Source organism: Corticibacter populi (assembly GCF_004217315.1).
Lineage (GTDB): Bacteria > Pseudomonadota > Gammaproteobacteria > Burkholderiales > Burkholderiaceae_C > Lampropedia > Lampropedia populi.
Genome location: NZ_SGWR01000004.1, coordinates 191,752 through 206,470 on the forward strand (window position 1 = coordinate 191,752; position 14,719 = coordinate 206,470).

14 protein-coding genes are annotated in these 14,719 nt (G+C 67.3%); all 14 read left to right on the top strand.

Features of this window, described 5'->3' with window-relative positions; translation table 11 throughout:
- Window positions 1-13 precede the first annotated feature (13 nt).
- From EV687_RS14960 to EV687_RS15025, 14 genes are read left to right on the top strand one after another with little or no spacing between them, the layout of a single operon-like run.
- Entirely contained in the window at window positions 14-982 is a 969-nt protein-coding gene (locus tag EV687_RS14960) for an SMP-30/gluconolactonase/LRE family protein (RefSeq protein WP_122229535.1), read from the top strand.
- Complete coding sequence (locus tag EV687_RS14965) at window positions 979-1,944, top strand: SMP-30/gluconolactonase/LRE family protein (RefSeq protein WP_122229533.1); 966 nt, start codon at window positions 979-981, stop codon at window positions 1,942-1,944. The genes EV687_RS14960 and EV687_RS14965 overlap by 4 nt, the downstream gene beginning before the upstream one ends.
- Window positions 1,941-2,993 (top strand): ABC transporter substrate-binding protein, encoded by a 1,053-nt coding sequence (locus tag EV687_RS14970; RefSeq protein ID WP_122229531.1) that lies wholly within the window; start codon window positions 1,941-1,943, stop codon window positions 2,991-2,993. Before EV687_RS14965 ends, EV687_RS14970 begins: the two co-directional genes overlap by 4 nt.
- 25 nt (window positions 2,994-3,018) lie before the next feature.
- Window positions 3,019-3,840, top strand: coding sequence for a nitroreductase family protein (locus EV687_RS14975; protein WP_122229530.1), 822 nt, complete (start codon window positions 3,019-3,021; stop codon window positions 3,838-3,840).
- 34 nt (window positions 3,841-3,874) lie between these two features.
- Entirely contained in the window at window positions 3,875-5,419 is a 1,545-nt protein-coding gene (locus EV687_RS14980) for a SidA/IucD/PvdA family monooxygenase (RefSeq protein ID WP_122229528.1), read from the top strand.
- Window positions 5,416-6,687 carry an acyl-CoA dehydrogenase family protein gene (locus EV687_RS14985; protein ID WP_122229526.1) on the top strand — a complete coding sequence of 424 codons (1,272 nt, stop codon included), beginning with the start codon at window positions 5,416-5,418 and terminating at the stop codon, window positions 6,685-6,687. Before EV687_RS14980 ends, EV687_RS14985 begins: the two co-directional genes overlap by 4 nt.
- Window positions 6,688-6,697: 10 nt before the next feature.
- Window positions 6,698-7,936, top strand: coding sequence for an MFS transporter (locus tag EV687_RS14990; protein ID WP_122229524.1), 1,239 nt, complete (start codon window positions 6,698-6,700; stop codon window positions 7,934-7,936).
- Entirely contained in the window at window positions 7,936-8,640 is a 705-nt protein-coding gene (locus tag EV687_RS14995; RefSeq protein ID WP_122229522.1) for an energy transducer TonB, read from the top strand. Before EV687_RS14990 ends, EV687_RS14995 begins: the two co-directional genes overlap by 1 nt.
- Before the next feature lie 21 nt (window positions 8,641-8,661).
- Window positions 8,662-9,645, top strand: coding sequence for a MotA/TolQ/ExbB proton channel family protein (locus EV687_RS15000; protein WP_122229520.1), 984 nt, complete (start codon window positions 8,662-8,664; stop codon window positions 9,643-9,645).
- A gap of 1 nt (window position 9,646) precedes the next feature.
- Window positions 9,647-10,066 carry an ExbD/TolR family protein gene (locus EV687_RS15005; RefSeq protein WP_122229518.1) on the top strand — a complete coding sequence of 140 codons (420 nt, stop codon included), beginning with the start codon at window positions 9,647-9,649 and terminating at the stop codon, window positions 10,064-10,066.
- A 9-nt stretch (window positions 10,067-10,075) separates the two neighbouring features.
- Complete coding sequence (locus tag EV687_RS15010) at window positions 10,076-10,504, top strand: ExbD/TolR family protein (protein WP_122229516.1); 429 nt, start codon at window positions 10,076-10,078, stop codon at window positions 10,502-10,504.
- 26 nt (window positions 10,505-10,530) lie between these two features.
- Entirely contained in the window at window positions 10,531-11,589 is a 1,059-nt protein-coding gene (locus EV687_RS15015; RefSeq protein ID WP_122229514.1) for an ABC transporter substrate-binding protein, read from the top strand.
- A gap of 13 nt (window positions 11,590-11,602) precedes the next feature.
- Complete coding sequence (locus EV687_RS15020; RefSeq protein ID WP_122229513.1) at window positions 11,603-12,868, top strand: acyl-CoA dehydrogenase family protein; 1,266 nt, start codon at window positions 11,603-11,605, stop codon at window positions 12,866-12,868.
- Window positions 12,865-14,712, top strand: a complete 1,848-nt coding sequence (locus EV687_RS15025) for an extracellular solute-binding protein (RefSeq protein WP_242612668.1) — start codon at window positions 12,865-12,867, stop codon at window positions 14,710-14,712. Before EV687_RS15020 ends, EV687_RS15025 begins: the two co-directional genes overlap by 4 nt.
- The last annotated feature ends 7 nt before the right edge of the window (window positions 14,713-14,719 follow it).

A 14,719-nucleotide genomic window follows, 5' to 3' on the forward strand; every position in this document is an offset into this window, starting at 1 on the left:
AAGGAGCACACCTATGAGAAAGTTCATTTATGGCCTGTGGCTGGCGTTTCTGTCGGTCTCGTGGGCGCACGCATCGGCATCGATCGATTTCGTGGTCGAGAACGTCGGCTTCTTCAAGCCGGAATCCGTCGTGCACGACCCGAAGAACGACGTCTACCTGGTATCGAACATCAACGGCTCCGAGCCTGACCCGGCAGGCAAGGGCTTCATATCCCGCATTTCCCCGGAAGACGGCAAGGTGCTGGAGCTGAAATGGATCAGGGATGTTCAGCATCCTTCGGGCTTGGCTGTTGCCGGCGACGTGCTCTACGTATCGGACCGCCGCGAAGATGGCCGCCGGGTGGTGCGCCTGTTCAATGTGGATACCGGCCAGGCACTGGGTGTTGCGGTCCATCCGCCTGGCATCGGCTCGAATAGTCTGGCAGTTCTGCCCAATGGTGAACTGTTGGGCACGAACAGCGCCTGGAAGTGGGCGCTGCTGGGCAGCGAGGAAGAGCTGCGCAACAGGGGCGTGGCGGGTACCTGGCGGCAATGGGATGGCCATTTGTGGTTGCCAACGGGGGGGGATGCGGTCTACCGCATTGGCAAGGATTTGGCGGTGACTCCCTTCATCGCCAGCCCCGACCTGCGCCATCCGAATGGCATCACGACGCTGCCAAACGGCAACGCGCTGGTGGTCAGCAGCACGGGCGGCATCTTCTATGAGCTCACGCCCGATGGCCGGCAGACCAATGTGCGCACCTTGCCGCATCTGGGCTTTTTCGATGGCATTGGCGTAGCGCCCGACGGTGCCGTGTTGGTCTCGCACGACAAGGGCGTTTACCGGATCGAAGAGGACGGCCGCGCCATTCCCGTGTTCGACCTCAACACGCACGTGGCCGATTTCAGCTTCGACCGCAAGCGCAATCGCATTCTGTTGCCGCTGATCTACGCCCATAAGTTGGTCGTGGCGCCAATCCCGTCGCAAGGAGGGGCGCAATGAAGGGCAAGAAGCTATTTGCATGGTTGCTGGCTGCGCTTCCTTTGCTGGCAACGGCCGACCAGCGCATCGTGCTCGAAGACGTGGGTTTTGCCTTCCCCGAGTCCGTCATCCACGATGCGCAGCGCGATGTGTATCTGGTCTCCAACGTCAATGGCCGCGCCATCGACGTCGATGACAACGGTTTCATTTCGAGAATCTCGCCGGAAGGCAGAGTCATCGACCTGAAATGGATCGACGGCCAGCGGGATGGCATCACGCTGCATGCGCCCAAGGGGCTGGCGATTGTCGGGAACGTCCTGTACGTCGCCGACCACGGGGATGCCGAGGGCAATGTGGTGCGCCTGTTCGACCTGGACAGCGGCGCACCGGTCGGTGAAGTGAAGATTCCCAGATCGTATTTCCTCAACAGCCTGGCGGCCCTGCCGTCCGGCGACGTGCTGGTGACCGACAGCGCCTGGCAGTTGACCCTGACGACGGACGATGCGACGCAGCCACTGGCACCCGGCGCGCGCAGGCACCATGACCAATCGACCTGGAGCCCCACCGGCCAGGATGCGATCTACCGCATCGGGCCGGACCGCAAGGTCAGCGTGTTCGCGCGCTCGCCCGAACTGGCGCAGCCCAATGGCATCCGCCTGCTGGAGTCGGGCAATTTGCTGGTGGGATCGAGCTCGGCCAGCCATGTCTATGAGCTGGACCCGTCCGGCAAGAAAATCAGCGTGCGCTACTTCCCGGCGCGCGGCTTCGATGGCGTGGGCAAGACGCCGGACGGGCGGATTCTGGCGTCCGGCGGTGGCAAGCTCAACGTGCTCTGGCCGGGCGGCAAGGTGGATACCCATCCGGGCATCGACAGCCATGTGACCGACCTCAACTTCGACCTGACGCGCGGCCGCCTGCTGCTTCCGCAGGGGCCTGCCAATGCGCTGGTGATCGAACCCTTGCCCGCGAAGGCCGACCAATGACGGCGCTCGACACCCTCTGGTACACCCGCTGCGGCGTGCCCACCAGCTTTGGCGTGGCCATGCACCATGACTGGATTGCGCAGCGGCTGGCGCAGGACGGCACGCGCATCCAGTCGCTCAAGGAGTCGCCCGATCCGGCGGTGCGGGCCTCGCATTTCGACCATTCGCTGCCCAATTCGGTGCGCTACGGCGGCGCCAGTCCGGCCATCTGGGCGCGCTCCACCGGGCGTGAGACGCGGCTGATCGGCCTGGCCGTCACGCGCGCCAGCCAATTGATCGTGGCGGCGCCCGAGTCGCCGCTGCGCTCCGTGGCCGAGCTCAAGGGGCGGCGCTTTGGCGTGGCACGCTGGCACAACCAGCCGATCGACTTCATCCGCGCCACCACGCTGCGCAACCTGGAGAACGCGCTGCGCCTGCATGGGCTGGCGCTGGACGACGTGGAACTGGTGGACTACCCGGTGGGCGCGCGCTTTGCTGACGAAGCCGTGCACCGCGTTCCCGGCACGCAGGCGTTCGGGCCGCGCAAGTTGCCAGGCAGAAATGGCGAGTTGCTGGCGCTGATCCGCGGTGAGGTGGATGCGATCTACCTGCATGGCGCGCATGCCGCTTCGCTGGCCGAGGCGCTGCAACTGACACATCTAGCCGACATTGGCAGCCAGCCGGTGCCTGCGCCGCATTGGTCACACAACGACAACCCGCTGCTGCTGACGGTGGATGCGCACCTGCTGGACGCGCATCCGCAGACGGCTGCCAGCCTGGTCGAGCAGATTCTGCGCGCCGAGCAGTGGGGCCGCGCGCACCCGCTGGAGCTGCGTCAGATTGCCGCGCGCGAGGTGAACACGAGCGAATACTGGATCTGGAAGAGCTATGGCGACGAGGGTTTGCAACTCAGCACGAGTCTGGCGGCCGAGTCATTGGCCGCCGTGCAGGATTTTGCCGATTTCCTGCTGCAGCGCGGCTTCATCGGCACCCGCGTGGACGTGGCCGCCTGGGCCGACCCGCGCCCGCTGGAGCAGGCACGCGAGCGTCTTGCGGCGGCCAACCCCTGACCATCATCCCAACGAACCCAATCCCATGCCCAACGAAACCATACGCATCTTCCATTCCCACCTGAGCGAGCGGGACTTCACCGGCGAACCGATTGCCGACGAGGTGCTGGACGCCATCGTCGAATCCGGCCGCCGTACGCCCACGCACCGCCACGGGCAGCAGATTTCGCTGGTCGTGGTGCGCAACCCCGACACCCTCGGCAGGCTCTGGCAAGCGATTGCCGAAGGCATCGCCAAGGACCAGCAGGAAGCCCGCGAGCGCCTGGGCCTGCCTGCCGATGCCGCGCCCGTCGTGCCACGCCTGCATCCGGCGTCCAAAGCCCCCGTGTTCATCCTGATCGCGGTCGATTTCCACAAGACCTCGGTCGCCGTGCAGGCGGGCGGGCGCGAGCAGCATGTGCAGGAGAGTCTGGAAGGCTGGACGGTGGGGGCCGTGGATGCGGGCATCACTCTGGGCACGCTGAGCGCGGCGGCGCGCTCGTTCGGGCTGGGCGCGGTGGCGATTGGTGCCATCCGCCACGACCCGCAGCCCATCATCGATCTGCTGGGCCTGCCGAAGTGGACCTATCCGGTCGTCGGCATTTCCATCGGCGCCGTCAACCGCCCCGAAAAGCTGGTGCGCAAACCGCGCCTGCCGCTGTCCACCTACCGCCACGACGAGCGCTACGACCCCGAGGCGCTGACGCCGGAAATCCTCGCCGCGTTCGACGAGGAACTGCTGGCCTACTGGCGGGAAATCGGCAAACCGGGCACCACCTGGACCGAGCGCGTGCAGCCCTACAGCACCTCGGTGCACCCGGAAACCAAGATCGTGGCCGCCCGCCAGGGTTTCACCAACATCGAATGACCAACAAAAGAGCAGCACAGAGGACGACCACCGTATGACCGCCTTGCAACAACTCCAGCACAACGTAGAACAATCCTTTCGCTGGTCCGCGCCACAACCGGCCAACTGGGTGCCGCCCACGCCGGGTGTTGACCATGACGTGGTCATCCTCGGTGGCGGCCAGACCGGCGTGGCGATTGCCTATGGCCTGCGCCGTCAAGGCGTCAACAACACACTGGTGATCGACCAGGCGCAGCCGGGCGAAGCGGGCATCTGGACCAACATCGCCCGAATGAACCTGCTGCGCACCAGCAAATTTCTGGCCGGGCCGGAGTTCGGCAACCCCGCCCTGAGTTTTCGCGCCTGGTTCGAGACCCAGTTCGGCGCGCAGGCGTTCGACGCGCTGCAACGTATTCGCCGCGAGGACTGGGCCGCCTACCTGGCCTGGTACCAAAAGACCGTGAAGGTCGAGGTGCAGTACGAGACCCGCCTGCTGCGCATCGAGCCCGTTGCGCACGCGGCGACCAATGGCTTGCTGCGCCTGCACCTGCAGCAGCAGGGCGAACCGCGCACCGTGGTGACGCGCAAGCTGGTGCTGGCCACCGGGTTTGGCGGTGCGGGCGAGAACCACATTCCAGCGTTGTTCCACAGCCTGCCCAAGCATCTGTGGGCGCACACCAGCGAAGCCATCGATTTCGCCGCGCTCAAGGGCAAGCGACTGGCCATCGTCGGAGCCGGGCCATCGGCCTTCGATGCGGCCGGTGTCGCGCTGGAGCAGGGCGCGGGCGCGGTGCATTTGTTCAGCCGGCGTGCTGCCATCACGCACCAGCCCAACAGCCCCAAAGGGGAAACATCGCCCCAGCCGCCCGATGCCGTGCCCGCTCCGCCCAAGGCGCCGCCGGGGCGCAACTATCCGGGCGCGTTCACGCATTTCCACAAGCTGCCGGACGCCGTGCGCTGGCAATACCACTTCAAGGGCAAGGGCGCGCCCGCCTCCACGCCGGAGGATTCCATCCAGCGCGCCACGGCTTTCGACAACTTCCACATCCACTTGAACGCGCCGTGGAACAGCGCCAGCGCCGATGCGAGTGCCGTGCGGGTGGTGATTGACGGCGAGGCATTCGCCTTCGACTACGTGATCGCGGGCACCGGCTTTCGTGTTGACCTGTCTGCCCGGCCAGAGCTGCAAGGCGTTGCCGAGCACATCGCGTTGTGGGGCGACCGCTATACACCGCCTCCGGGCGAGGAGTACCCACAGGCGGCGCTGTTCCCCTATCTGGGCGAGGGCTTCGAGTTCCTGGAAAAGCAGCCCGGCGCCACCCCCTGGGTGCGCCACATCTATGGCTACAACTGGGCGGCGGCGCTGAGCAGCGGCAAGAACCTCAGCGACGTGCCCAGCATGCCGGAGTTGGACCGCATCATCGGCGGCATCACGCGCAGCCTGTTTCTGGAAGACCTGCCGCACCACGCCGAGCGCATCGCCGGCCCCGGCCCGGCAAAAGCCGCATCAGACCCACATGCCGTCTATGCGCAGGCCATCTGGCCCAAACGGCGCGCGGCCGCCACGTCCACTTCCCACATCGTGCAAGGAACGGTATGAGCCAGAGCATCCCCACGATCGAGACCGCGTTGGCCGCTACCCGCGTGCTGGCGGCCACCTTTGCTAAGGGTGCTGCCGAGGCCGACCGGCAGGCGAGCCTGCCGGTCGACAACTTCAAGGCGTTGCACGCTGCCGGCGTGCTCTCGCTGGTGATCCGCAAGGATCAGGGTGGCCTGGGCGGTGGGCTGGAAGCGGCCATCGATGCCGTCAGCACCGTGGCGCAGGGCGAGCCTGCCACAGCGCTGATCCTGGCCATGCACTACATCCAGCACGGCCAGATCGCTTTCGACCAGGGCTTCTGGCCCACGGCGGTGGCGGATGTGCTGATTCGCAGCTCGCTGGAGCGCGGCGCGCTGATCAACGCTGCCTATGTGGATGCCACCAAGGGCTCGCTCTCGCATGGTGCGTTGCCGGAGACCGTGGCGCGCCAGCAGGGTGGGCAATGGTTGCTGAGTGGCCACAAGAAATACGTGACCGGCATTGATGCGCTGAGCTGGATTCGCGTCGCCGGCGTGACCGACGAGCCGCAGCCGCGCGTCGGCTACTTCCTCGTGCCCGCCGATGCGCCGGGCATCCGCGTCGAGCGCACCTGGGACACGCTGGGCATGCGCGCCACCAGCAGCCAGGACGTGATTTTCGACAATGTGCCGCTGCCGCTGGAGCACTTCTTCGGCGCCGTGCCGGTGGGTGCGCCGCGCCAGCATGGCCCGCTGGATGCGGTGTGGTATCTGGCGCTGGTCGCGGCGGTCTACCACGGCGTGGCGCAGGCCGCGCGCAATGCCTTCATCGACTTCACCACCGGCTTCATCCCCGGCAGTTTGGGCGCGCCGCTGGCCAGCCTGCCGCGCTTTCAGGACGCGCTGGGCGAGATCGAGGCGGCGCAGCGCGTCTCGCATCGCCTGTTGTTCGGCCTGGGGCGCGACTATGACGAACTGGTCGCGCGCGAAGACCGCAAGCAGATCGAGGAGCGTCTCAACGGCGATGCCGACGTGGCCCGACTGGTGGTGCTGCGCAACAGCGCACAGGTCACCGCACTGGCGCTGGAGCTGGCGGGCAATCAGGGCTTGTCGCGCAACAACGCGCTGGAGCGCCACCACCGCGACGCTCTCTCGGCCAAGGCGCACGGCCCCAATGCCAGCCTGCTGAAAGCAGCGTTGGTGCGGTATGGGCTGAAACAGCAGGGCAAGGAATGGCCTCCGGCCGCTCCTGCCGTTCCTGCGGCACCGGCGGCGCAGACCGCTCAACTGAGCGGGACAGCTGTAGCATGAGGGGTGCTTGATGGCGCTGGCAGGCATTGACGCGGCGGGCACTGCGCCCGTTGTCGCTCCCCGGCATGGCTTTGTCACCTTTTGCGTGGGCAGCGGTGTTTTTGCCGCTGGCGCAGCGGCGCAACGCACCGCGATCGGCTGGCTGGCCTGGGATTTGACGCAGTCGGTCGCCGGTGTCGGTGCCTTCGTGCTGGTGGATCTGCTGGCCACCCTGTGGGTGGCACCACTGGCCGGGGCCGTCACCGACCGCACGCAGCCGTATCGCTTGCTGCTGCGCACCGGCGGCGGCTCCTGCCTGCTGGCCTTGGTCCTGTGCGCACTGACCGTGCAGGAAGCGCGCAACCTCTATCTGATCTGGGGCATCGTGCTGCTCGATGCCAGCCTGCGCGGCTTGGGCCAGCCCGCGCAGATGCTGGCGCCGGGCATGCTCAGCGCGCCTGGGCGGCTGTCGCGGGCGGTCGCCACCTCGGGCATCAGCATGGCGCTGTCCCTCAGCATCGGCCCGGCGCTGGCGGGGCTGTGCATGCATTACCTGGACAGTGTGGCACTGGTGTTCGCGCTGAACGCCGTGTCGTTTCTGGGCCTGTTCGTGGTGTTGCGCAAGCTGCGCCCCTGGCTGGACCAGCGCCCGCCCGCCCGCGCGTTGAATTTCTGGCAGGACATGCAGGAAGGCTTTGGCTATGCGCTGCGCACGCGGCCCATCCGCCAGGTCTTGCTGATGGCGCTGCTGTTCTCGCTGCTGGCCCGGCCTTTCGGCGAACTGCTGCCGGCCTTCGTGGGCGACGTTTTCCACGGCGGGCCGGGCCTGCTGTCCGCATTGATGGTGGCCAAGGGCCTGGGTGCGGTGCTCGGTGCGGTGCTGATGCTGCGCGCCCATGACACTGCGCAGTTGTTTCGCTCCCTGTGCGTGGCCAGCCTCGGCATCGTGCTGGCGCTGCTGGTGTTCGTGGCCGCCCGGGAGTCGACCGTGATTCTGGCGGTCATCGCTCTGGCGGGCCTGTTCCATGTGACCTGCAACATCTGCATGCAGTCGCTGTGCCAGTTGCACAGCGCGCCGCCCTTGCGCGGCCGTGTCATGGCGTTGTATGGCCTGGTATTTCGGGTCGCGCCAACCGCCGGCGCTTTTGCCATTGCGCAGTGGGCATGGCTGGTGCCCTTGGGAAGGCTGATTGGCAGCCTGGCCGTGGGTTATGCCTTGCTGGTGTTGGGCGTCTGGCTGTTGGAAAAGAAAAAGACGGACTTGGTGTGATGAACCGCAAATTACCTCAAAAGACGCTCACCGAGCGTCTACCCGGCATCGTGATCGTGCTGCTGTTGCACGCCGGTCTGGCGTGGGCGGTGCTCAGCGGCCTGGGCCGCAAGGTGGTCGAGCAGATCATCCCGGCCGAGCCACTGGAAGTGGTGCTGCTGGCCGAGCCTGAGCCGGTGGTCATCGAGCCGCCACCACTGCCAGAGCCACCCCCGCCACCGCCTGAGCCACCGCCGCCAGCGCCACCCCCACCGCCCAAACCGCCCCCACCGGCGCCCAAGCCCGCCTACGTGCCGCCGCCCGAAGTGCCCGTGGCCGCGCCCGTCGCGCCCACCCTCACCGCCGTGCAAAACACCGCGCCCGAGCCCGCCCCGGCGCCCGCAGCCCCGCCACCACCACCGCCCGCGCCCCCGGCACCACCGGCTGCGCCCGCACAAGTGGCCATCGGCGTGGCCTGCCCCAACCACGTCGCCGTGCGCTCCAGCGTGCCGTATCCCAGCCGCGCCGAGCGCCGCGGCATCGAAGGCCGTGTGGTCGCCGAATTCACCGTCAGCCCAGGCGGTGCGCTGCAGAACGTGCGCATCGCCAGCAGCAGCGACGCCGTCTTCGACGACGTCGTCCTGCAGGCCGTGCAGCGCTTCAAGTGCAACGGCCAGGGCAGCCCCGTGCGCGTGCGCGTGCCGTTCGAATTCAACCTCCGCTGATCCGTCCCTTGCATTGATGCCATGAAACCTTCCACGTCCACCCCATCCCTCTTGCCGCAACGCCTGCTGGCAGCCGCACTGCTGGCCAGCCTGCTGGCCGCACCGCTGGCACAAGCCCAGGACAACCCAGCCCCACCGCCGCCACCGGAGGCGAGCGCCACAGCGCCATCGCCCACCGAGCCAGGCGCTACCGCCGAAGCCACGCCAGCGACCACAGGCACGAGCGCATCCGCACCCGCAGCTACAGCCACAGCCGTGCCAACAGCGGCCACTGCGGCGCCAGCCGCCGCCCCAGGCAGCACCCAGAGCATCGAAGTCGAGAACCCGTACGGCCTCAAAGCCATCTGGGAGCAAGGCGACCTGGTGGCCAAGATCACCCTGTTCATCCTGGTGCTCATGTCGGCCGCCAGTTGGTACGTCATCCTCGCCAAGCTGATCGAGCAAAGCCGCCTGCAGGCCAGGGCGCGCCATCTCAAGCGCAGCTTCTGGCAGCAGGCCGAGCACAGTGGTCTGCCCCTGGCCAGCAGCCAGCTCAAGCGCAGCAGCGAATTCCGCTTCATAGCCGACGCCGGCCTGATCGCCCAGCAGCAATACGCCGGCGCCCTCACCCAGGAAGTGGACCGCAACAGCTGGCTGAGCCAATCCATCGGTGAAGCCATCGACGCCATTGGCGAGCGCCTGCAAGGCGGCCTGGCGGTACTGGCCACCGTCGGCTCCACCGCCCCGTTCGTGGGCCTGTTCGGCACCGTCTGGGGCATCTACCACGCGCTGACGGCCATCGGCATCGCCGGGCAAGCCAGCATCGACAAAGTCGCCGGCCCGGTCGGCGAAGCCCTGATCATGACCGCCATCGGCCTGGCCGTGGCCGTACCGGCCGTGCTTGGCTACAACTGGCTGATCCGCCGCAACAAGGCCGCGCTGGACGAAGTCAAGGGCTTTGGCACCGAGCTGCACACCGTGCTGCTGGGCGGCAAAGCCGCCAACACCTTGACGGGGGGCCACTGAGATGGCGATGAACGTCGGCCAGGACAGCGGCGACCACCTGGTCTCGGCCATCAACACCACGCCGCTGGTGGACGTCATGCTGGTGCTGCTGATCATCTTTCTGATCACCATCCCCGTGGCCACGCAGACCGTGCCGGTGGCACTGCCGGTGCAGAACCAGCAACGCTACGACACCCAGCCCGAGACCATCAGCCTCTCGGTGACCAAAGACGGCAACGTCTACTGGGATGCCCGCTTGATTGGCCAGCAAGCCCTGCTGGAGCGGCTCAAAGGCCTCGCGCAGCAGGAGCCGCAGCCGCCCATCCAGATCCACGGCGATGAAGCTGCCAGCTACGCACCGATCGGCCAGGTGGTGCTGGCCGCGCAGCGTGCGGGCATCCGCAAGCTCAGCTTCATCACCGAGCCGCCAGCCCACCCGTGAGCAGCCACCATGGCCCTGAAGAGAAACCACAAAGCCGCGCAGCCTGAAGTGATGATGGACATCAACACCACGCCGCTGATCGACGTGATGCTGGTGCTGTTGATCATGTTGATCATCACGATTCCCGTGCAGTTGCACTCGGTGGACCTGAACCTGCCGGTGGCCAGCGAGACGCCACCGCCACCGCAGGAGGAGCCGCAGGTGGTGCGCATAGCGATCACGCAGGACAGCGCCATCGAGTGGGACGAGCAGCCGGTGGACCTGGAGCAACTCGAACAACGGCTGCAGGGCGCGGCGGCGCAGAGCCAGCCGCCGGAGCTGCACATCCGCGCTGACGGCCAGGCGGTCTACCGCCAGGTGGTGGCGGTGATGGGCGCGGTGCAGCGCCATGGCCTGACCAAGGTCGGGATCGTCGGGTTGGAGCAGTTCGAGCAGTGACAAGGCCATAGCGAAAGCCGCGATTCATGACAAACCCATTGCAAGCATTGTGGTACACCCGTTGCGGCGTGCCCACCGGATTCGGTCTGGCCAAGCAGGCCGGTTTCATCGACGAGGCGTTTGCCCGCCAGGGCACGCGCTTGCAGTCCATCAAGGAGTCGGACGACCCGCGCGTGCGCGAATCCCACTTCGACCACAGCCTGCAAAACTCGGTGCGTTACGGCGGCAACGGCCCGGCCGTGTGGGCGCGCGCCAGCGGCAGCCCGACGCGGCTGATTGGCGTCTCCACCAACGGCGACCATCCGCTGCTGCTGGCCAGCGAGGAAAGCGGCATCAAAAGTATCCGGGATTTGAAGGGCCGGCGCTTTGGCCTGCCGCGCTGGTTCAACCAGTCCATCGATTTTGCCGGGGCGTCGGCGCTGCGCACGCTGGAGTCGGCCTTGCGGCTGGAAGGGCTGGAGGTGGGCGACGTGGAGATCGTGGACTACCCCGTGGCGTCCAACATCACCAGCTACGCAGTCAGCCGCATCGAGGGCACGGAGACCTTCAAGCCGCGCGAACTGCCGGACCGGCCCAAACTGGTGCCGGACCTGCTGCGCGGCAAGATCGACGCCATGGCCTCGCTGGGCCGCTCGGGCCTGAACCTGGTGCGCGAATTCAGCCTGACGCAGGTGTTCGACCTGGCCGATCATCCCGACCCGCTGGCGCGCGCCAACAACAACAGCCCGCTGACGCTGGCGGTGGACCAGCACCTGCTGGACAGGCATTACGACTCCGTGGTGACGCTGGTGCAGCAGATTCTGAAGGCCGAGCGCTGGGCCAGGGAGCACCGGCAGGAGGCGCGCACGCTGATTGCCCGGGAAGTGCATGCCAGCGAATACTGGATCTGGAACCACTACGAGACCGCGCAGGGCGGCCTGGGCATCGACACCCACCTGGAGCCGCTGGCGCTGGCGGCCTTGCAGGACTACGCGGATTTTCTGCTGCGCTGGAAGTTCGTGCCCGCCCGGGTGGACGTGAACGAATGGCTGGACCCCCGGCCCCTGGCGGACGCCCGCCAGGCACTGGCCGCAACCGCAAGCTGAGAGAACAACAGACATGACGACGAATACCGATGAATTTGCGCCCCTGCTGGCCAGCGCCCGGGAACTGGCGCGGCGCTTTGCCGGGCAGGCCGACGCCATCGACCGCAGCGGGCAACTGCCGGTTGCCCACTTCCAGGCCCTGTTCGACGCGGGCCTGCTGGCGCTGAACATCCGCAAGGAGCAGGGCGGCCACGGCGCCGGGCTGGCCGTGTCGGAGGCGGTGGTGCGCACGATTGCCGAGGGCGAGCCATCCACCGCGCTGGTGCTGGCGATGCACTACATCCAGCACGGCGCGATTGCAGCGGGCGCCGAGGGCGGCTGGCCGGAACATCTGGCGCGCACGGTGGCCGATGCCGCTTTGCGGGGCGTGGCGCTCGTCAACGCCTCGAAGGTGGACGCGGGCTTCGGCTCGCTGAGCCACGGCGGGCCGCCGGGCGCCGCCCCAGGCGTTCCCGGCGTCCCCGCTGCCGAGGGCCGAACCGTAGCGCGCCGCACGGACGATGGCTGGAGCATCTCCGGCCACAAGAAATACGTGACCGGCAGCCGCCTGCTGCGCTGGGTGAACGTGGCGCTGGTGACGGACGAAACCCCGCCGCGCGCGGGCAATGCGCTGATTCCGTTGGACGCCGAGGGCGTCTCCATCGTCGATGTCTGGAACCCGTTGGGCCTGCGCGGCACCGGCAGCCATGACGTGGTGTTCGACAACGTGCGCCTGCCCCACGACCATTTCTTTGCCAGGCCGGTTGCGGCGGACGGCAGCGCCGCGCCGCCGGTGCGCGGCGGCGGCTGGTATCTGCTGCTGGTGGGCTCGGTGTACCTGGGCGTTGCGCAGGCGGCGCGCAACAGCATCGTGGCCTTTGCCAATGCCTTCAGCCCCGGCAGCCTGGGCGCGGCCGTGGCGACCCTGCCGAGGTTCCAGGAGCAGATCGGCCGCATCGAGGCCAGCCTGGCGGCGGCGCGGCATCTGCTCCAGTCCGTGGCGCGGGCCTACGACGCATCGGCGGGCATCGCGCAGGACGACTACGAGCAGATTGACCGCGATGCCTCGGCGGCGCGCATCAGCGCCATCAACACGGCCATTGCCGTGACCGGCCTGGCGCTGGAACTGGCCGGGCACGAGGGGCTGACGGCATCGGCGGACATCGTGCGGCACCACCGCAATGCCTTGCAGGGTCGCGGGCATGGACCGAAGGAAAGCGCAGTCCATCTGCGGCTGGGGCAGCAGGCGCTGCGCGGCGCCGCGTTTCTCGATGCGTCATCACGGCAGCTTCCAGCATGATCAAGCGTGTGTGTTTTTTTGGGCTGGGTTTTTTGCTGCATGCGCTGCCATGGGCTCATGCAGAGCTTGCGAGCGATGCGGCCGGACCATCGCACGCGCTGGCGCTGCTGGGCGCGCCACGGTACGCGGCCGATTTCAGCCATTTCGACTACGTCAACCCGGATGCGCCCAAAGGCGGCACGCTGGTGTTGCCCAATCTCGATCCGGCGGTGACGTACTTCGACAAGCTCAATCCGTTCAGCCTGCGCGGCGTGGCGGCGCCGGGCATGCTGAACCTGGTGTTCGAGACCTTGCTGCTGCCCAGTGCCGATGAGCACAACGTGTCCTACGGCTTGCTGGCCGAGTCGGTGCAGGCGGCCGCGGATGGGCGTTCGGTGCGCTTTACCCTGCATGCGGCTGCGCGTTTCTCCAATGGCGATGCGGTCACCGCCGAGGACGTGCGCTATGCGCTGGAAACCCTCAAAGGACCCCAGGCATCGCCGGTGTACCAGAGCTATTTCGCCGAGATCAGCCATGCCGAGGTGATCGACCGGCGCACGGTGCGCCTGCATTTCACCCGGCCGGGCGTCGATCTGGTCTACCGCGCCGGCACGCTGCCGGTGTTCTCGCGCCGATGGGGAGAGGCGGCTTTCGAGCGCGACAACGTGGCGCTGACGCCGCCGATTGCCAGCGGCCCTTATGTGGTGACCAGCGCGGACAAGGACCGTGGCCGCGTGGTCTACCAACGCAATGCGGATTACTGGGGTGCGCAGTTGCCGGTGCGCCGCGGCACCTACAACTTCGACCGCGTGGTGGTCAAGCTCTACAAGGATTACGTGACCATGCTCGAAGCCGTCAAGGCCGGCGAGGTGGACGTTAACGTCGGCGGGCCGTCAACCTACTGGGCGCGCATGTACTTCGGCCGCCGCGTCGATGCCGGGCAACTGCTGCGCCGCGAGTTCGAGCACCACAACCCCGTCGGCATCAAGGCCTTCGCCTTCAACCTGCGCAAGCCGAAGTTTCAGGACCGGCGCGTGCGCCAGGCGCTGGCGCTGGCCTACGACTTCGACTGGCTCAACCGCATGGTGTATTACGGCCTGTACCGGCGCCAGCACAGCTATTTCCCCGGCGGGCAGTGGGGCGCTGGCGCAGACGCCCCGACGTCGCAGGAACTGGCGCTGCTGGAGCCGTGGCGCGCGCAGTTGCCTGTCGAGGTGTTTGAGCCGATCGCCGATACGGCACCGGTGGATCTGCACGAGCGGTTGGTGCAGGCGCAGGCGCTGCTCAACGAAGCGGGCTGGCACTACCGCGACGGTGCGCTGCGCAACGCGCAGGGCGAGCCGTTCGAGATCGAGTTCTTCATCAACACGCGCGTGCCCATCGTCTACCTGGATGCCTACATGCGCGCGATCGCCAAACTGGGTTTTGTGGTGCGGCAGCGGCAGATGGACAACATCGTGCAGCAGCATCGGCGCCAACGCTTCGATTTCGACGTGCTGGAGTGGAATACCGCAGGCACTTTCATCCCCGGTGCCGAGTTGCGCAACCAGTTCAGCAGCGCGGCGGCGGACAACCCTGGCGCGCAGAACCTGCCGGGCATCGCATCGCCCGTGGTGGATGCCCTGGTCGAGCAGATTCTGGCCGCCGGCACCGCGCCGCAGCGCCAAGCCGCCACGCGGGCGCTGGACCGGGTGCTGCGCGCGGAATCCACCGTGGTGCTACAGCACAGCGCGCCAACCCACCGCGTCGCCTACGACCACCGGCTGGCCCAGCCGCAGCAATTGCCGCGCTACTACGCCGCCTACGACTGGATTCTGCAGACCTGGTGGGAGCACCCACAGGCGCAGGCACAGGCCGCGCAGTGACGGACGG